Origin of the sequence: Streptomyces sp. NPDC059906, from assembly GCF_042730645.1 — a bacterium.
In the GTDB taxonomy this organism is placed as follows: domain Bacteria; phylum Actinomycetota; class Actinomycetes; order Streptomycetales; family Streptomycetaceae; genus Streptomyces; species Streptomyces rubrogriseus.
Genome location: NZ_JBHWKU010000007.1, coordinates 132,585 through 150,522 on the forward strand (window position 1 = coordinate 132,585; position 17,938 = coordinate 150,522).

The window sequence follows — 17,938 nt, forward strand, 5'->3', positions numbered from 1 at the left end:
CCTGCCGGTATGTGACGAGTAGGCTGATTGTTCATCATCGGACCGGGGAGGTCGGCGTGGACTATGGCGACAAGCTCTTCTGGCTCTCGGTCGTGATTCAACGCAAGTACGCGCAGGTCTGCGCAGGGTTCGACCTGACCCCCTCGCAGGCCACGCTCCTCTGCGCAGTCAGGAACGAGCCGCGGCGGATGGCTGACCTCGCCGCGTCGTTGGGTATGACCAAGAACGCCTTGAGCCAGCTGGTCGATCGCACCGCGCGGCGCGAGTTGGTCGGCCGGGCAAGCTCGGCGCAGGACCGACGGGTCGTCATGCTCAGTGTGACGCCCGCGGGGAAGGTGCTCGCCGAGGCCGTTTACGCCGAGATCGCCAAGCGCCTGCCCGAGATCGCGAAGAACCTCGACGCCGACGATCAGCGCGACTTCGAGCGCGTGGCCACCGCCATCGTGGACACCTCGGACCTCTCTTCACCCGCATCGAACCAATCCATCGCACCGTGAGGTCCTGCTACGCCCGCACCTTGACGATGTTCATGCCGTGAACTAATGTCGTTCATGTCGTGAACTAATAAAGGGTGGCAGCGATGAGGACACAGACGACCGGCACGATCGCCGTCTTCGGTGCGACGGGGCAACAGGGCGGGGCGGTGGTCGACGCGCTGCTGGACCACAAGGCGCGGGTGCGGGCCTTGGTCCGCAACCCGCAGTCCGACCGGGCTCAGGCACTGGCCGCCCGCGGCGTCGAGCTGACGGCCGTCCGGGCCGACGACCCGGCGTCGCTGACCGCCGCGCTGGCGACGGTCGAGGGGTTCTACTTCATGACCCCGGAGGCGAACAGCCTCGAAGAGGTCGATGCGGAGATCCGCATCGGTACCGCGCTCGTCGACGCGGCGGTCGAGGCGGGCGTCCCGCACGTCGTGTTCAACTCGGTCTTCGGAGCGGACCGGGAGTCGGGTGTGCCGCACCACGACTCGAAGCACTCGATCGAGGAGCACCTGAGGAAGTCCGGCCTCAGGGCCTCGATGGTTCGCGCGACCGCCTTCATGGAGAACTTCGCGAGCGTGATGGCACCGAGCCTGGAGCATGGGGAGATCGTGCTGAGGCTGCCGCTGCCGGAGGACGTCGCCCTGAAGATGATCTCGGTCAGGGACATCGGCCGGGTTGCCGCCGCACTCCTGCTCGACATCGCGGAGGCGCCCGGCGGAGCCGTCGAGCTCGTCGGCGACGAGCTGACGGGCCCCCAGATCGCCGCGGCGTTCGGCGCGCGCGCGGGGCTCCCGGCACGGTACGAGGCCGTCCCGTTGAGCGTGCTTCCCACCGACCTCGACAAGGTGATGTTCCGTGAGTTCGCGAAGGCGGCGGAACACCCTTCGGACCCCGCGGTGGTGCGCTCGATCGAGCCGGCCACCCTGGACCTGGCCGAGTGGATCCGAGCCACCGGCTGGACCGCGCGCACCAACGTGGCTGGTTCCTGAGCCTCCGGCCGCGATGAACGCCCCGCGACCGTGCCCAGGGACTCGGGGCGCTGGGCACGGCAACTCATCCGCCAACGGGTGAAGCGCTGAGATCGATGAGTGGCTGAACGGGGACCCACCGAACCCGACGAAGGAGATCGAGACGAAGTCCATCCCCGTCCAGGGGCCTCTCGTTGGAGACGCGGTCACCAGACTTGAACCCGCCCTACATCGTCTTCAGTTCGATGCCCAAGTGAGAGGCCCCGGATGCACAGCGAATCCCACCACGATCCGACGTGTGGACCGCCGGTGTCTCTGGATGCCGGCACGTGGTCGAGGGCGGTCGAAATGTATCGCCATCGGTACTCATTCGTCGCTGTGGGGTCGCGGACCGGGGAGGACTGGCTGCCCGACGTGGCCGCGATCATGCGCAGGGGGGTGGCGGACCCCCGGGGGTGGCGAGGCGACGACCCCGAAGTGGGGGAACCGGAGTTGCTGGAGGACCCCGCCTTCCCGTTCCGCGTTCCGCCGGTGGACGAAGAGGGCGCAGCGCAGTGGCGCAGGGGACTGTACGAGATCCCACGCCGTTCGGTGGTTCGTCTCCTTGTCATGCTGGCCACCAATGAGATGAACGTGCCTCGGCAACGTGGGTTTGCCGAGCGCAGAGCCGGCATGGAACGCCACGCGGAGGTGATCCTTTCGCGCTTTCCCGGCGGATCGGCATTCTTCACCAACACCAGTCATGGCGGTGAGGATCCGGACTTCTACGAGCGGGTTTCCGGTTGTTGGCCGATGTCCCAGTACGCCTGGGACTTCGGGCTCCTCGCGGTATCTGGTGACGAAATTGGCCTGATTTGGTCCTTCGATCCCCGTTGAGAGGTAGCAACCCATGCTGACCAGATCCGCCACCTACCCCGACCGCGAAACCGCCCACTGGGCCACCCAGCAGGTGGTGACCGCCAACGAGCAGAAGATACATCGCTGCTGCAGGCGATGATGCTTGCCGGGCGTGAGCCCGTCGATGTGCGCGCGGCGCGTGTCGTCCTCAGGCGGGAGCAGAGCAGCCCGCACGGCTTCGTGTGCTCACCACCGTCCCGATCTACCTGTAGAGGTCCAGCGCCGTGTCCATGAAGCCGCTCGAGTTCGACCGTCGCTACGGCGAGTTGGACCAGGCGATCAGCGCGTACACCGGCATGCCGGCCGACGACGAGCCGGACAGGCCGAGTGACGCCTTCCGGGCCTACCTGCGCCACACCTGGCACACCCGTCCCTGGGCTCTGGCCACGGCCGAACGGCAGATCCGGGAGTGCGCCCGCAACCCGCTGGCCCAACTGCGCCAGCGCCTCGGCGAGTTCTACCCCGTGCCGGACGTCGGACTGCCCCAGTCTTAGATCCAGGACTGGCTCTTCGTGATCGCGGACCACCTGAAGCGGTCGATCGAGGAGGACGAGTTCCCGGACCACGACGCGGCCGTACGCGACTACGGCGCTGCGACGGATCCGCAGCTGGTCGCCCGCCTCACGGGCGAGCTGCGCGAACTGCTCGCCCTCGCTCTGGAGGAGTCCGACTACGCCCTCGCCCTGGCCGAGCTGGGCATGGAGGTCGACCCGCCCCGGGACCACTCCCCGAGCGGCTGGCTGGTCCACCTCGCGGACGGTCTCGGCGGCTTCAAGGCGGACTACGGGCCTGGGCCCACCAGTCCTTGACGTGGGCGCAGGCGCAGCCGGGCCGCTCAGCGGCCGCCCAGCGCCTCCAGCTCCCTGGCCGCCTCCGTCAGGTCCTTCGCGGTGTCGATCGCGCGCCAGTAGGAGCCCTGGGGGATGGGGAAGCCGGCCAGGCGGTTCTCGCGGGCCAGCCGGGGGAAGGTGGTGCGCTCGTGGTCGCCGCGCTCCGGGAGCATCGCGGCGAACTCCGGCGAGAAGACGTACACGCCCGCGTTGATCTCGAAGGTCGACGGCGGCGCCTCGATGAAGTCGGTGATGTGGCCGAAGCCGTCCGTCTGCACGGCGCCCCACGGCAGCCGCGGGCGGGCCAGGGCGAGGGTCGCGACGGCGTCCCGCTCGGTGTGGAAGTCGGCCATGTCGCGCAGCGAGAACCGGGTCCAGATGTCGCCGTTGGTGGCGTACCAGGGCCGGTCGGGGTGCGGGAGGTGGGCGGCGGCGTACCTGAGGCCGCCGCCTCGGCCCAGCGGCTCGGTCTCCACGACGGTGGTGACGGAGAGCGGCAGGTCGGCGCTCTCCAGCCACTTCTGAAGGACTTCGGCGAGGTGGCCGCAGGAGACCACGACGTCGGTGACGCCCTCCTCGGCTAGCCAGGCGAGCTGGTGGCCGATGATCGGCGTCCCGGTGCCCGGGATCTCGACCATCGGCTTGGGCCGGTCGTCGGTGTACGGGCGCAGCCGGGAACCCTGCCCGCCGGCCAGGACGACGGCTTGAACGGGGCGGCGGGACGCGGCGCTCGGATCGGTCATGCCCGAACTGTACGCGGCGCCCCACGCGCCTCCGGAGGGTGATAGGGCCTGTCTGACAATTCGCGTCGTCGCCCGAAGGGCGGCCGCGCGGCGTCAGGTGCGTGCTCTGGGGGTCCCCCCGGCCGGAGGCTGGGGGAGTGCCGGCCCCAGACCCGCGTACTGGCCGTACTCGGGTCTGGGGCCGGTGCGGCGAGTGGGGGTACCTCCCACGCCCTTGAGGCAGTGGGGGAGCGTGCATGGCGTCGCGCGGCAGACGGGAATTGTCAGACAGGCCCTAGCTGTGCGCGGCCAGGACGCCCGAGGCGAAGGCGGTGTCGCAGACGGGGCGGGCGTAGGACTGGGCGCGCGTCGGGCCGTAGACCTTCACCGCGGCGCGGCCGAGGGCGCGGGCGATGGTCGCGCAGTGGTCGGCCAGCGACGGGCGCTCGTTCACCGCCTGCTGGAGGTGGGTCAGCGCGACGCCCGGGTCCTCCTCCTGCAGCTCGGTCAGCAGCCGGTCGCGCAGCACCTCGTGCGGGGCGCGGGCGGCTCGGGCGGAGGAGGCCTTCGGCGAGGTGGCCTCGGACGCGGCGAGCACCGAGTCCGAGGGATCCCCGGACCAGTTGACGCGGGTGACCGCGAGAGTCCCGGAGAGCACCAGGACGACGGGCAGGACGAAGGCGAGAGAGCGGCCGATCCGGCGGGCGGGGCCCCGGCCGCGTCGCGTCTGTCGGGTGGTGGAGTGCTTCACGGAGTGCTTCACGCGAGTGAGGGTAGCGCCCGGTAATGATTTGGCGACATTTAGTCACCCTATCGGGGGATGAAGAGCGGCCGTGAACGGGATAGGAGATTGACGAACACCGGTCGAAACGTCCGTTGTGCCGGGGTATTTGTCGACAACGAAAAGAGCCCCGCAGCAGGCCGCGGGGCTCTTTTCGTCAACGCGGGTGAAATCACCCGGTCGCGTGGTTTCTCAGTCGGTGAGGCGCTCGCCCGTGGAGGACGAGAACACGTGCGTCTCGCCCGGACGCGGCACGACGTGGACGGTCGCGCCCTTCTCCGGCACCGCGCGGCTGCTGACCCGCACCACGAGGTCCGTGGTCTCGCCGCCGACGTCGACCGTGCCGTAGATGTAGCCGTCGGCGCCGGTCTCCTCCACGACGTTCACCGAGACCGCGAGGCCGGCCGGGGCGTCCGCCGAGTCCTTCGACAGGGTCTTGGACGCGCCGCCGTTCAGCTCCACGACGTCGAAGTGCTCCGGGCGGACACCGACGGTGACCGTGCGGTCGCCCTTGTCGGAGGCGGCCTTCAGGGCGTCGCGGTTGACCGGGACGACGCTGTTGCCGAACTTCACGCCGCCGTCGGTGATTGGCACCTCGACCAGGTTCATGGCCGGGGAGCCGATGAAGCCGGCGACGAAGAGGTTCGCGGGCTTGTCGTACATGTTCCGCGGGGTGTCGACCTGCTGGAGCAGACCGTCCTTGAGGACCGCCACGCGGTCGCCCATCGTCATGGCCTCGACCTGGTCGTGGGTGACGTAGACGGTGGTGATGCCCAGACGGCGCTGGAGCGAGGCGATCTGCGTACGGGTGGAGACGCGGAGCTTGGCGTCCAGGTTGGACAGCGGCTCGTCCATGAGGAACACCTGCGGCTCACGCACGATCGCGCGGCCCATCGCGACACGCTGGCGCTGACCGCCGGAGAGCGCCTTCGGCTTGCGGTCCAGGTACTCGGTGAGGTCGAGGATCTTCGCGGCCTCCTCGACCTTCTGCCGGATCTCCGCCTTGTTGACGCCGGCGATCTTGAGCGCGAAGCCCATGTTGTCGGCGACCGACATGTGCGGGTACAGCGCGTAGTTCTGGAACACCATGGCGATGTCCCGGTCCTTGGGCGGCAGGTGCGTCACGTCGCGGTCACCGATGCGGATGGCACCGCCGTTGACGTCCTCGAGCCCGGCGAGCATCCGAAGCGAGGTGGACTTGCCACAACCGGACGGGCCGACCAGGACGAGGAACTCGCCGTCCTCGATGTCGATGTCGAGACCGTCGACGGCGGGCTTCGTGGAACCCGGGTACACACGGGTCGCCTTGTCGAACGTAACAGTGGCCATGATGAATGGGCCCCCTTCTACCGGCAGGAACGTGCCGGACGATCCGTTGTAGGAAGGTGGTGGTGTAGTCCACACGGGTGAAGCTGAGCAGGACGGTACCCGGCGTTCACCTGATCTGTCAGTAGCTGGGAGTCGGTGAATTTCGCTGAAACTTTCGAGGCGGGGGGCTCTGAGGCAGAGCACCGCACTTTTGACCGCGCCGCAAGGCTTCCTGCTTCATCGCCCACCGCCACCCGCGCACGGCCCTCACGAGCCGCACCCGACCGGTCTTACACGGGCTCCACAGGCATTCCGGCCGACGGCCCGTCGGTCCGTACCGCACCAGCCGCTGCTACGCGGCCAGGAAACACTCCTCCAACTCGGACGCCTTGATCACCGCTGGCGGCCTCCTGCCCGGCGGCAGCCCCGACGCCACCAGCCAGTACAGGCGCACCCCCTCGTCCCGGAGGTTCACGGCGGCGTTCACGTCCCGGTCATGCGGCACACCGCACTCGATGCACGTCCACTCGCGGACCGAGACGTCCAGCCTCGGGCCCTTGCAATGACACGCCGAGCAGCGTCGGGTCGAGGGGAAGAAACGGTCGACGATGACCAGCGTGCGCCCGTACCACTCGCACTTGTAACGCAACTGCCTCAGCAACTCGCCCCACGAGGCATCCACGATCGCCTGGTTCAGCTTCGCCTTCCGCCTCCTGCCTCTACCCCGGGCCGCACGCAACAGCGTCGCCACCGACAGATCCTCCACCACGAGCACTTGGTTCTCGCGCACGAGGCGGGTCGTCAGCCGGTCCAGCATGTCCTTGCGCACGTCCGTGATGAGCGCGTACAGACGGGCGATCTCCTGTCTCACCCTGTTCCGGTTCCTCGACCCCTTCGCCTTCCTGTGCAGCTCCCGTTGCAATCGCGCCAGCTTCTCCGCGTACCGCTTCAGCAACCTCGGGTGATCAAGCTTCGTCCCGTCGTCCAACGTGACGAGCGAGGCCAACCCCACATCGACACCAGCCGCCCTCGGCTCCGGCGAACCGGACACCAGGGCCATCGGGAGTGGAGCGATGTACTCCTCCACCAACACGGACACGAAAAACCGCCCCGCCCGATCCCGAGTCACCGACAACCGCACCGGGACCACACCGGCGGGCAGCGCCCGCGACCACCGCATGTCCAACGACCTGGACTGCTTCGCGAGCGTGATCCGCCCCGTACCCGGCCGCTCCGGATCCTCGACCCACTTGAAACCCGTCCGTGCAAACGTCGCCGTGTCCCGCGAACGCCCCTTCCTCTTCGGCCGCGGATACTTCGCTCCACCCTTGAAGAACCGGCCGAACGCCTGGTCCAGGTGGCGCAGAGACTGCTGCAGCACAGTCGACGAGACCTCTGCCAGCCAAGCCGTCTCCTCACGCCGCTTCCAGCCCGTCAGCGCCCGGCACGTTTCTGCAAACCCCACCCTGACCCGGTGCCGCTCCCAAGCCCCCGACCGCAGTGCCAGCCCCTCGTTGTAGACCCACCGGCACGCTCCGAACGTCCGCTGCAACTGCCGCGTCTGCTCCTCGGTCGGATAGCAGCGGAAGCGGTAGAGGCGGTGGTGCGTGTCCGCGTTCTTGACGCGACCCTTCAGCGCGGTCGCCTTGCGGGTGTGGTGCTTGCGGCGGTCACCGATGCCGAGAGTCTCGCGCTTGATGCGCGCGGCTTCCTCACCCTGGACCGCTTTCGGCTTCTCCGCCGTCTCCCCCATGGATCTTCCTCCCCGACGATCCGATCTTCGGAACAGCACGTCAGACCGATCAACGAACGGGTGCACGGATCGTTACGGTCTGTCGTGGCGTCGGGTGGAGAGGGGAAGTTCGTGGCTCGGGGAAACGGGGCTGTGTACAGTGGAGCCGCCTGCGCGTACGGCGTTGTTGTACGCGATGCCTCCTTAGCTCAGATGGCCCAGAGCAGATCACTTGTAATGATCAGGTCGTCGGTTCGAGTCCGACAGGGGGCTCAGAGAAACCCCAGGTCAGATGACTTCTGGTCTGGGGTTTTGCGTTGCCTCGGCGGTTCAGCCGGCTGAGGCGTTCACGGTCTGTCCGGACATCGCCTGGTGCAGCCGTTCGCCGAGCATCCGCAGGTAGTCGGCGGCGACGAATTCGTCCTCTGCGTTCTCCGTCTCGAAGTCCAGGGTTCCGACGGCGGTGCCCACGCGGACCATGCCGAAGAACCGCTTGGTGTCCCTGGTCGGACTCTCCCGCTCCTGGAAGACGCTGCCGTCGCCGATGGATTCGACGTCGATGGTCCGGATCGGGTCCGTCGGCGGCTCGGCGAGCACCGCGCGTGTGATCCCCTCGTCCTGGAAGCTGATGATCTCGAAGGTCACGTTGGTGTGCGTCCAACCCGGCAACGCCCGGTACACGTCTTGGCGGGACAGGACGGTGTCCGTCGAAGCGTCGGTTTCCTCGGGTGCGCCCGCGAGCCCCGCGCTTCCGTCCGCCCACTGCCCTGAAGGGGTGGTGGGAGTCGTGCGGGTGGTCGGCGGGGCGTCCCCCGTGACGACCTGCACGGTGCCGTAGACGCCCAGGACGAGCAGTGTGACGAGCACCAGCGCGGCCGCGGTCAACGAGTACCGCGCGTTGCGCGTGTTGTTGACGGTCACCGGTCCGAGGGAGAAGGTGTTGTGCCCCTTCACTGTGGAGCAGGCGTCATGGCGCCCAGAGCGCTGGAGAGGCTGTGGGCGAACTCCTCGTCGGCGTCGATCTCGTCGGAGAGCGCGGCCCGTAACCGCCGTCTGGCTTCCGGGCTTCCGGGGTCCGTGTCCAGCCCCCGTAGTGCGGCGCGGCCCTCCTCCGTGCGGGAGAGCCGGTCCGTTACCATCGCGTAGATCGTCTGGCCGGTGCCGGAGCCGACGGCGGTGACCGCCCCGCTGGCCAATTGCGTCAGGATTCCTGTCACAGCGTCGATCACGGCGCCCCCTCCCAGTCCCGCTGTTCGCGGGATTCCGTCCCGGCGTGTATGTGTACGTGTACATGACGTTACGGATCCGGGTGTGGGGGTGTCACTGCGGAGGGCATGGTTCCTGGCCGGTCCTACTTGCCCTCCGGAAGGGGCTCCGCCTCGCAGACCGTGCCGGGGGCGGGGAGCCTGCCGTCGAGCAGGTAGGCGTCGACGGCGTTCTGGACGCAGGTGTTGCCGCTGTCGTAGGCGCCGTGGCCCTCGCCCTCGTACGTCAGCTCGACGCCCACCTTCTCGCCGAGGCGCCGCGCCATGCGGGCGGCGCCCTCGTAGGGGGTGGCGGGGTCGCCGGTGTTGCCGACGAGGAGGACGGGGGGCGCGCCCGGGGCGCTGACCTCGGGGTGCCGGGCCGCTCCGGGGACCGGCCAGCCGGTGCAGGACAGGGTGCTCCAGGCGAGGCCGGGGCCGAAGAGGGGGGAGGCCTCCAGGAAGTCCGGCAGGCGGGACAGGACGTCGGCGACGGTGTAGCGGCTGCTGGAGTCGTCGCAGGTGATGGCCCTGAAGGCGTCGTCCTCGTTGCTTTCCTCGTCGGTCGTGTCGTCGGTCGTGTCGTCGGTGTCGCCGCCCGTGCCGTGCTGGCCGAGGGCTTCGGCGAGGTCGTGCAGGACGTCGCCGTCGTCGTCGGCGGCGGCTTCCAGGCCGACCCGGAGCGCGGGCCAGTAGTCCTGCCGGTAGAGGGCGCCGGTGACGGCCGCGACGAGGGCGTCGCCGTCGAGTTCGCCGTCGTCCGGGGTGGGCAGGGGCGTGTCGTCCAGGGCCGCTTCCAGGCCGACGACGAGGTCCACGACGTCCTCGGCGTCCTCGCCCAGCGTGCAGCCCTGCCGGGCGCACCAGGCGGCGAAGTGCTCGAAGGCGAGCTGGAAGCCGCCGGCCTGGGCGAGGGCCTCCTCCATCATGTCGTGGGTCGGGTCGACGACACCGTCGAGTACGGCGCGGCCGACGCGCTCGGGGAACAAGTGCGCGTAGACGCCGCCGAGTTCGGTGCCGTAGGAGATGCCGAGGTAGTGCAGCTTCTCGTCGCCGAGTACCTGGCGGATCAGGTCCATGTCCTGGGCGGCCTGGGTGGTGCCGACATAGGGGAGGACGTCGCCGGAGTTCTTCTCGCAGGCGGCCGCGGTCTCCCGGTTGAAGCGGACGAGCGCGTTGGTCTCGTCGTCCCCGTCGTCGGGGATGTTGTCGATCTCGTCCTCGTCGGGGAGGCCGGTGTCCGGGCAGCGCACGCCGCCGCTGTTGCCGACGCCGCGCGGGTCGAAGCTGACGAGGTCGTAGCGGGTGCGGAGTTTCTCGTAGTCGGCGGCCAGGCCGGGAAGGGTGGCGACGCCGGAGCCGCCGGGGCCGCCGAAGTTGAAGAGCAGGGAGCCGATCCGGTCGTCCGGGGTGCCGCTGGTGCGGGCCCGGACCAGTGCGAGGTCCATGGTCTGGCCGGAGGGGTTCTTCCAGTCCAACGGCGTGCGCAGGGTGGCGCACTGCCACGGGGTGCCGTCGGGGAGCGCGCCGGGGGCTTCGCCGCCGCCCTGGATCGGGGCCGGGGCGGGGCAGTCCCGCCAGTGCGGGGACTGGGCGCGGAGGTCGTTCAGGGCTTGTGCGTCGGTGGTGGTGCCGCCGGTGTCGCCTTGCCGGTCGCCGGCCCGGTCCGTGGGCGCGCAGGCCGTCAGGGAGGAGGCGAGCAGGGTGGCCGTGGACAGCAGGACGGCGGTGGATATCGCTCGTGCTGTGGGCATGGCCTCAGCCTCCGGTGGCCCGGAGGGGGGCGCATGGTGTGGCGTCCGTTCGGGTGGGGGCGTGGCTGCTTCCGGGGGTGCGCGGGGCCCCGCCGGTTCGGGCCGGTGTGCGGTGGCGGGGCCCCGGGCGGGGTCAGGAGCGGTTGGCGCTGGAGGGGCCGAAGAACTCGATCTCGGCGATGGCCACCTGCTTCTTGGCGGACGCCGCGTGGGCGGATTCGACGGTGAAGCGGACCTTGGTGACCTCGCCGACGCGGAACGGGCGTCGCTGGCCGCCGGCGCCCTGGTCGAGGGTGAGGTCGCGGGTCTTGATCGAGCCGTCCTTCATGGTGATCGTCGCCTTGATGCGGTGCGGCAGGGCGGATTCCTGCAGCTTGTTGGCGCTGGAGGAGACACCGGGGGTGATGATCACGTCCAGCAGGCGGGTCGGTTCGGTGAAGGTGGCCTCGATCCACTGGCCCTGGCCGGACTCCGTGACGCCCGGGCCCCACCAGGTGTTGCTGAGCTTGTCGATGAGGAGCTCGGGATTGTGGCCGGGGAAGGAGCGCGAGGCCTTGATGCCGTCGGGGGAGACGGGGGCGCGCTTGGCGAAGTGGTCGCGGGTGTTCTGGACGCCGTCGGGGATGTACATGAAGCCGAGGACGGCCAGGGTGGCCAGGACGGCGAGGGTGATCCAGGTGCCGATGCGGTCGAAGACGCGGCGCAGGCGGGGACGGTCGCCGGCCCACGGGGTCTCCTGGCGCCGTCCGCCGAAGAGCCGCCGCCACCAGGGGGCCCGCACGGAGGCCTGGTCGCCGCTCGCGACCAGGGGCATGGCGCAGCGGGCGCAGTAGTGGCGGTCGGGGCGGTTGGGGGTGGAGCACCACGGGCAGGGCGGGCCGTTGGCGATGTCCGGCTGGTGGCCGGGGGCGCGGACCTGCGGCCGGTCCGCGTCGGGGCGGCCGGGCAGGACGGGGGCGACGGCGGGGGGCGCCGCCGGGGCGGGTGCCTCGGGGTCGGCGACGGGGACGAGGAGCGAGCGGGCCCGGTCGGACATGGTGTCGGTGAGCGCGTTCGGGGCGGGCGCGGAGGCGGCCGCGGAGGGCACCGGGGCGGTGGGGGCGGTCTCGTCGGTGCCGGGCGCCGGGTGGGCGGCGGCTCCCGGAGTGGCGTCCGGGCCCGCGGCGGCTCCCGCGCCGTGGGTCGCGGCGCCCGGCGTGTTCCCCGTGCCGGGCGTGTCCCCGGCGCCGGCCGCGGCGTCCGCGGCCGGGGTGCCTGCCGGACGGCGGGGCTGGGGCAGGGTCGGGTTCTCCCCGATGGCGCCGGTCGGTTCGTCGGCGGGTGCCGTGGCCGGGCGGCCGGTGCGGGCGGGGGGCACGCCCGCGCCCGCGAAGGCGTCGAAGCCGGGGCGCTGGTCGGACGTGGCGGCGGCGGGCCGCGCGGTGCGGGCGGCACCGGCCTGGTCCCAGCTGAGTACGGCGCCGCACGCGTCGCAGAAGGACTGGCCCGGTTCCGCGGGGGTCCCGCACTCGGCGCAGTTCTGCGTGGTCATCTCTCCGGGGTCCTTTCGGAGGCGGTCACTTCGACCGTGTAGGGCATGTGGGCGGGGCGGGCGGCGGCGACGAGGGCGTCCAGCCGGTGGACGTCGACGGGCCTGGGTTCGGGCAGCCGGAGGGCGACGTGCAGCCGCGGGCGGGGGCGGCCGGGGAACGGGCCGAGCGGCCGGGCGTTCCACGAGGCGCCGCCGCTCTCGGTGATCTCCGGCGCGACACCGAAGGCGAGCCGGACGGTCTCGGACAGGCCCTGCAGCGTGCCGCGTACGCGGTGCAGCCGGGCGGCGGCGGCGACCGCGGCGCGCAGCATCGGTTCGGCCTCGGTGCCGTCGGTCTCCGCGCCGACCCAGGTGCCGAGCCACTGCGCGAAGTCCGCCGGGGTGAGGGCGGGGTCGAAGTAGGTGTCCAGGCAGTCCAGGACGTTCAGGATGGGCGCGAGGACGTCGTCGAGCCCGGCGACGAAGCGCAGCGCGAGGTCGTCGTCGGCGAAGACGGCCGGCAGCATCGACGCGATGGGCAGCGACGAGCCGAGTCCGTCGACGGAGCCCCGCTGCGAGGCGGACGTCACGCGCCGTCCCCGATCACGCGGACCCGGTGGTCGTAGGAGAAGACCAGGGCGGGTGCGTCGAGGTCGATGCGGTTGGTGGGGTCGCCGCGCTTGCCGGTGAGCGGGTCGGCCGGGTGCAGGACCACCTCGTCGACGAGTTCGACGCCGGGGACGCGCTGGAGGACGGCGAAGAGTTCACCGGTCTGCACGGGGCGTCCGAAGGGCCAGCCCCTGCCGTCGGCGCCGCCGGTGAGCGGGTCGAGGTGGCGGTAGAGGGCGTCGTGGGTCTGCCGGCGTACCCGGTCGGCGTCGACGTCGCGGAAGGCGTGCACGGTGGCGACGACGGTGACGCCCTGGTAGTAGGGCGGGCCGACGGCGAGCCGGGTGCCGATCAGGCGGCGTTCGTCGAGGTGGCGGGTGATGCGGTTCAGGAGGGCGTCACCGGGGACGAGTTGCTCGAAGCGGAGGCGGCCGCCGGGGTCCGGGACGGCCTGGGGGACGACGAGGACGCGGACGGCGTGGGCGCCGTACTCGTTCTCCGCGCCCTCCAGGCAGGTGATGCGGGCGGTCTCGGGGGCGGCGCGGCGGGCGAGTTCCTCGTAGTCGCGCAGCGTGACGGCGCGTTCCTGGGCGCGCAGCGTGATGGGGGCCCGCAGCTTGGCCTCCTCGATGGTCTCGCCGTCCACGCCGCCGAGGGCGGCCTCGCGGTTGACGACCTCGGAGACGTACGGGATGGAGGTGCGCAGCACCTGTACGGCGCCGCGGGCCACGTTGCCCGCCCTGCCCCCGCCGGTGCGGTAGCGGCGGGCGCGGACGACGGCACCCTTGGGCGGGACGGCGCCGTACTGGCGCAGGGCGCCGTCGGCCTCGCGGACGGCGGGGCCGAAGGCGATCTCGCCGGTGGTGGCGTCGACGGTGATGTGGTGGTCGCCGGGGTGGGAGCCGGAGAAGTGCGGGACGACCTGCCAGTCCTGCCAGCCGTCGTCGGCGGCGGTCTGGAGCAGGACGGACGGTTCGCCGGCGACGACGGGGGCGTGTTCGAGCCTCAGCCGCTGGCCGGGCAGGCCGGTGGACTCGCCGAGGGGCTCGTCGTGGACGGTCTCGGCGTGGATGGCGCCGGTGGTGCCGCCGATGGTGTAGGCCTCGGCGGAACGGATGGTCGGCGAGGTGGTGTAGAAGGGCTGGCCGCTCAGCGGTTCGGTGACCCGGCAGCGGATCCAGCCGGCCTCGTGGCCGCCGTTGCGGGACAGCACGTGGCCGCCGGGTATGTGGAGCACGACGTCGCCGGGGCGGTTGAGACCACCGGTGCCGTCGCGGTCGACCTCGCAGGACTGCCAGCCGTCCTCGGTCCAGGCCTCCCAGACCAGCGGCGGCTGGCGCGGGTCGACACCGACGCCGTCGACGCGGCTGTCGAGTTCGAGCGCGAGCGCGCAGTCCGGGACGGCGGCGCTGAGGCCGATGAGCATGCAGTCGCCGGGGCCCGGCGCCTCGGCGAAGCACAGCACGTCCTTGCTCTCGGCGAGGTCCGTGGTGCGGTCGCTGACGGCTTCGCCGCGCACCTGCGTCACCAGGCGGTCCATCGCGCACGGGACGATGCGCAGATCGTGCTCGGTGGCGAAGACGACGGCCTCGTCGCGTTCGGTGCGCAGGGTGGCGACCTCGGTGCCGACCGGGACGAGGATCGCGTCCTCCTGCGGCGCGGACAGCCAGAAGGTGACGTCCGTGCGCGCGGCCGACGGCGGGAAGAGCGTGATGCCGACCAGGTCCAGGAAGGCGAGGTGGTTCTTGTCCGGGACCCGGTTGAGCCGGTAGACGATCTGGTCGGCCATGTGGGCCACCGTCTCCACGAGCGTGACGCCGGGGTCCGAGACGTTGTGGTCGGTCCACTCCGGGGCGCGCTGCTGGATGTAGCGCTTGGCATCGTCGACGAACTGCTGGAAGCGGCGGTCGTCGAGGTTGGGGGAGGGCAGGGGCATCAGCGGTCGCTTTCGGGAGAGCCCGGGAGGCCGGCCGGCGCGTCGGGGAGGTCGGGCTCGTCGTGGGAGGGGATGACGTAGAACGGGAAGACGAGGCTGCGCGGGTTGTTGGTGCCGCGGATCGAGTAACGGACGTCGATGAAGAGGACGTTCTGTTCCTCGCCGGTGGTGACGTCGACGTCGTGGACCTCGATGCGTGGTTCCCAGCGGTCCAGGGTGACATACACCTCGTGCTGGATCCGGCCCGCCGTCTGCTCGTTGACGGGGGCGAAGACGAGGTCGTGGATGGCGCAGCCGAACTCGGGGCGCATCGGCCGCTCACCGGGCGCGGTGGCGAGGATGAGCCGCATGGCCTCCTCCACCTCCTGCTCGCCGCTGACGAGGGCGATCCCGCCGGTGGGCCCGATGCGCAGCGGGAACGACCAGCCGGAGCCGACGAACTGTTCGGCCATCAGAGGACCTCCTGGCTTCCTCGGGGACGGTTCATGCCGCGCCGGGTGTGGGGATCGTGTTGACCTTGAACGAGGGGGCCAGGACCGCGAAGCTCGCTCCGGTGACCTTCGTCATGGGCGAGTTCAGCGTGAGGCTGACGCCGCCGGTGATGTTGGTGACGGCGCTGATCAGGTTCATGGCGGCGGTCCCCGACAGGTTCAGGGCGGCTCCCGCGTTCACTCCGACCGCGCCCGGGCTGCCGATGTTGACCGAGCTGCCGCCCTGGATGGTGAGGGGGCCGCCGCTCTTGATGTTCAGGGCGCGTCCGGCGGTGAGCGACAGGCGCCCGCCCGCCTCCACCGACACCGAGCGGCTGCCGGTGATGCTGACGGAGCCCTTGCTGTCGACGGTGATCTCGGTCTTGGTGCGGTCGAGGTTGATGGTCAGCCGGTCGTTGCCGCTGGCGATCCGCACCCCCTGCTTGCGTCCGCCGGTGCGCTGGCTGAGCAGGTCGACCCGGTTGCCCTGGCGGTCGGACAGGGTGTGCCGTACGGCCTTCTTCTTCAGGCCGTCGTGCAGCGGCACGTCGCTCTTGGTCGGCACGTCCCGGCCGTTGTAGAGGCCGCCGATCACGAACGGGTGGTCCAGCGCCCCCCGGTCGAAGGCGACCAGTACCTCGTCGCCGACGTCCATGGGGAAGATGCCGCCGCCCGCCACGCCGCCCATCTGGACGCTGCGCGCCCAGTCGCTGACGTACTTGTCGTCGAGCCACGGGAACTGCAGCTTGACCCTGCCCTGCTTGAGGGGGTCCTGTACGTCGGTGACGATGGCGTTGGCGACGCTGGGCAGCCGGGCGGCGCTCGCCGGGTCCGTGCCGCCGCCGCCGCCCGAGGTGAGCCCGTACAGGGAACGCCACTGGCGTCCGCTGACCGTGACCCAGGACTCGTAGGGGACGCCGTCGCCGAAGTGGTGGCGTACCGAGGTGACGGTGTACTTGCCCTCGAAGGGGGTGCCGACGTCGGTGAGGGCGACGGGGACGCCGGGCCGCAGGTCGGGGTGGCCGTTGGCGGCGACCTCCAGCTCGGCGAAGGAGGCGGTGACGTCGGAGGCGAGGGCCTTCGCGGCGTTCCGCACCTCGTCCTGCTTGTCGTACGGGTTGGCGGTCTCGACGAGCTTGCCGGGCTGGAACTTGCCGGCGGCCGTGCCGGGCGTCCACTTGATCTTGATACCGGGGTCGGTGGTGGCCGGCGCGACCTCGGTGATCTTCTTCTTGGTGGTGACGTTCCAGCCGCGCGACTCGACCTTGCCGATCTGGTCGGCGGCGGTGACGGCGGCCCGCAGCCGCAGGATGTCGTGCCCGGCCTGGAGGACGAAGGTGCTCTGGTCGCCGTCCGTGTTCGGCGAGGGCGCGCCGGCCGACGGCTTGGGCGTGACGAACCGGAACTTCCCCTTGGAGTCCAGATACATGATCATCTTGCTCTCGTCGGCGAGCCGGGCGAGGAAGTCCCAGTCGGTGACGTTGGACTGGGAGATGAATCCGTAGGTGCCCTTGGTCGCCTGGATGCGGCCGACGGAGACGCCGTCCATCTTCACCAGCTTGCGGGCGATGTCGGAGGCCTTCTGGTTGCGGTACGCGGCCACGCGGCGCTGGCGCATCAGCCGGTGCCCGTAGTCGTAGCCGCGGATGACGGTGAAGCTGCCGGTGCCGTCGTAGTCGGTCTCCAGGCCGGTGACCTCACCGGTGAGCAGGGGGTTGTTCTTGCCCTGCCCGTCGGCGATCGGCGTGATGACGACCTTGGTGCCGAACTGCACGTTCAGGTCGCCGAGGAGCCGGTGGTAGGGGTCGCGGAAGGTGAGCCGGAACGCCGCCGGCACGTTGACGCCCTGGTCGACCCAGCCGTCGGTGAGCATCGGGGCGACGGTGTCGGGCAGCGGGGCGCCACCGATCTTCACCTCGACGATGCTGGAGAAGGCGCGGCGCACCATCAGTGAGGCACCTCCTCGGTGGCCGGCAGGATCAGTTCGGTACCGGTCGGCAGGTGGGACGGGTCGTCGATGCCGTTGGCCTCGGCGATCACCCGCCACGCGTTGGCGCTGCCGTACTCGCTCCAGGCCAGCGACTGGAGCGAGTCACCCGCGACGACCCGGTGCACGCTCTGGGCGGTCAGGGCGCCGGAGGTCGGGTTCTGCCTCGGGGTCGGGCCGGGAATCTCCACCAGGGCCATCTGGCAGGTGGCGCGGATGGGGACGCCGGCGGTGCCGAAGAGCGTGTACTGGGTCTCGATGGACGCGACGTACGCGTTGAACCGGGCCGTGGAGAACGAGCCCCACTCGAAGATCACCCAGGGCGGTGACGGCTGCTTGGCGGCCAGGCTCTTGGCGGTGACCTCGCAGCAGACCAGCAGCGACTCGACCTTCTTCATCACGGTGTTGCCGCCGGGCTTCATGGAGGAGTCCAGGAAGATCTCCAGGGTCATCTCCCGCGGCTCGGCACCCTGGAACTGCGGCTTGGCGGCCTTGCGGATGGCCGCCGTCGGGGTCGCCTTCCAGTTGGAGCGCTGGCTGATCGACAACTGCGCCGGGTTGAACTCGAACGGGAACCGCTTGATCAGCGCACCGGGTGAGACGGACTTGCCGGTGGGCGGCTCGTGGATGGCGAGGTTGGCGCGTACGAGGCTCTTGCCGGCGCCCTTGCTGCTCTTGGCCATGGTTCTTCCTCTCTGCTCCGCGGCG

Annotated in this window: 16 protein-coding genes, 1 tRNA gene and 2 pseudogenes; 6 read left to right on the forward strand and 13 right to left on the reverse strand. The window is 70.7% G+C overall.

Features of this window, described 5'->3' with window-relative positions; genetic code table 11:
* Nucleotides 1-56: 56 nt before the first annotated feature.
* From ACFV9J_RS14060 to ACFV9J_RS14080, 5 genes and pseudogenes are all read left to right on the forward strand, one after another.
* On the forward strand, nucleotides 57-497 hold the full coding sequence (locus ACFV9J_RS14060) for a MarR family winged helix-turn-helix transcriptional regulator (RefSeq protein ID WP_385353838.1): 441 nt from the start codon (nucleotides 57-59) through the stop codon (nucleotides 495-497).
* 83 nt (nucleotides 498-580) lie between these two features.
* A complete protein-coding gene (locus ACFV9J_RS14065) occupies nucleotides 581-1,471 on the forward strand; it encodes an NmrA family NAD(P)-binding protein (RefSeq protein ID WP_385353840.1) in 891 nt (296 codons plus the stop codon).
* Nucleotides 1,472-1,864: 393 nt separating this feature from the next.
* Complete coding sequence (locus ACFV9J_RS14070) at nucleotides 1,865-2,326, forward strand: hypothetical protein (RefSeq protein WP_385353842.1); 462 nt, start codon at nucleotides 1,865-1,867, stop codon at nucleotides 2,324-2,326.
* A gap of 13 nt (nucleotides 2,327-2,339) precedes the next feature.
* Nucleotides 2,340-2,559 (forward strand): annotated as a pseudogene (locus ACFV9J_RS14075) (hypothetical protein).
* Between the two features lie 12 nt (nucleotides 2,560-2,571).
* A pseudogene (locus ACFV9J_RS14080) lies at nucleotides 2,572-3,156 on the forward strand (contact-dependent growth inhibition system immunity protein).
* Nucleotides 3,157-3,182: 26 nt separating this feature from the next.
* Here the strand turns inward: ACFV9J_RS14080 and ACFV9J_RS14085 are convergent.
* The 4 genes from ACFV9J_RS14085 to ACFV9J_RS14100 form a co-directional block, all read right to left on the reverse strand.
* Entirely contained in the window at nucleotides 3,183-3,920 is a 738-nt protein-coding gene (locus tag ACFV9J_RS14085) for an NDP-sugar synthase (protein WP_385353844.1), read from the reverse strand.
* A 274-nt stretch (nucleotides 3,921-4,194) separates the two neighbouring features.
* On the reverse strand, nucleotides 4,195-4,650 hold the full coding sequence (locus ACFV9J_RS14090) for a hypothetical protein (protein ID WP_109035804.1): 456 nt from the start codon (nucleotides 4,648-4,650) through the stop codon (nucleotides 4,195-4,197).
* Nucleotides 4,651-4,872: 222 nt separating this feature from the next.
* Nucleotides 4,873-6,009: a diacetylchitobiose ABC transporter ATP-binding protein MsiK gene (gene msiK / locus ACFV9J_RS14095; protein WP_385353846.1), complete on the reverse strand. Its 1,137-nt coding sequence runs from the start codon at nucleotides 6,007-6,009 to the stop codon at nucleotides 4,873-4,875.
* Between the two features lie 331 nt (nucleotides 6,010-6,340).
* Nucleotides 6,341-7,741 (reverse strand): RNA-guided endonuclease InsQ/TnpB family protein, encoded by a 1,401-nt coding sequence (locus ACFV9J_RS14100; protein ID WP_385353848.1) that lies wholly within the window; start codon nucleotides 7,739-7,741, stop codon nucleotides 6,341-6,343.
* Nucleotides 7,742-7,918: 177 nt separating this feature from the next.
* On the opposite strand from ACFV9J_RS14100, the gene ACFV9J_RS14105 reads away from it, so the two are divergent.
* Nucleotides 7,919-7,993 (forward strand) — tRNA-Thr (locus tag ACFV9J_RS14105).
* Nucleotides 7,994-8,050: 57 nt separating this feature from the next.
* On the opposite strand, the gene ACFV9J_RS14110 is transcribed toward ACFV9J_RS14105, so the two are convergent.
* The 9 genes from ACFV9J_RS14110 to ACFV9J_RS14150 all read right to left on the reverse strand — a co-directional run bounded on the left by ACFV9J_RS14110 (nucleotide 8,051) and on the right by ACFV9J_RS14150 (nucleotide 17,913).
* Entirely contained in the window at nucleotides 8,051-8,641 is a 591-nt protein-coding gene (locus ACFV9J_RS14110; protein WP_385353850.1) for a hypothetical protein, read from the reverse strand.
* Nucleotides 8,642-8,670: 29 nt separating this feature from the next.
* Nucleotides 8,671-8,916 (reverse strand): hypothetical protein, encoded by a 246-nt coding sequence (locus tag ACFV9J_RS14115; RefSeq protein ID WP_385353852.1) that lies wholly within the window; start codon nucleotides 8,914-8,916, stop codon nucleotides 8,671-8,673.
* A gap of 155 nt (nucleotides 8,917-9,071) precedes the next feature.
* On the reverse strand, nucleotides 9,072-10,718 hold the full coding sequence (locus ACFV9J_RS14120; protein ID WP_385353854.1) for an alpha/beta hydrolase: 1,647 nt from the start codon (nucleotides 10,716-10,718) through the stop codon (nucleotides 9,072-9,074).
* Nucleotides 10,719-10,851: 133 nt separating this feature from the next.
* Nucleotides 10,852-12,249 (reverse strand): NADase-type glycan-binding domain-containing protein, encoded by a 1,398-nt coding sequence (locus ACFV9J_RS14125; RefSeq protein WP_385353856.1) that lies wholly within the window; start codon nucleotides 12,247-12,249, stop codon nucleotides 10,852-10,854.
* The gene (locus tag ACFV9J_RS14130; RefSeq protein WP_385354097.1) at nucleotides 12,246-12,755 is read right to left on the reverse strand and encodes a phage tail protein; all 510 of its coding nucleotides are present in this window, start codon (nucleotides 12,753-12,755) and stop codon (nucleotides 12,246-12,248) included. Before ACFV9J_RS14130 ends, ACFV9J_RS14125 begins: the two co-directional genes overlap by 4 nt.
* A gap of 59 nt (nucleotides 12,756-12,814) precedes the next feature.
* Nucleotides 12,815-14,773 (reverse strand): putative baseplate assembly protein, encoded by a 1,959-nt coding sequence (locus tag ACFV9J_RS14135; RefSeq protein ID WP_385353858.1) that lies wholly within the window; start codon nucleotides 14,771-14,773, stop codon nucleotides 12,815-12,817.
* Nucleotides 14,773-15,225, reverse strand: coding sequence for a GPW/gp25 family protein (locus ACFV9J_RS14140; RefSeq protein WP_003974730.1), 453 nt, complete (start codon nucleotides 15,223-15,225; stop codon nucleotides 14,773-14,775). Before ACFV9J_RS14140 ends, ACFV9J_RS14135 begins: the two co-directional genes overlap by 1 nt.
* A 31-nt stretch (nucleotides 15,226-15,256) precedes the next feature.
* Nucleotides 15,257-17,191 (reverse strand): VgrG-related protein, encoded by a 1,935-nt coding sequence (locus tag ACFV9J_RS14145; protein ID WP_385353861.1) that lies wholly within the window; start codon nucleotides 17,189-17,191, stop codon nucleotides 15,257-15,259.
* The gene (locus tag ACFV9J_RS14150; protein ID WP_385353863.1) at nucleotides 17,191-17,913 is read right to left on the reverse strand and encodes a LysM peptidoglycan-binding domain-containing protein; all 723 of its coding nucleotides are present in this window, start codon (nucleotides 17,911-17,913) and stop codon (nucleotides 17,191-17,193) included. Before ACFV9J_RS14150 ends, ACFV9J_RS14145 begins: the two co-directional genes overlap by 1 nt.
* Nucleotides 17,914-17,938: the final 25 nt, after the last annotated feature.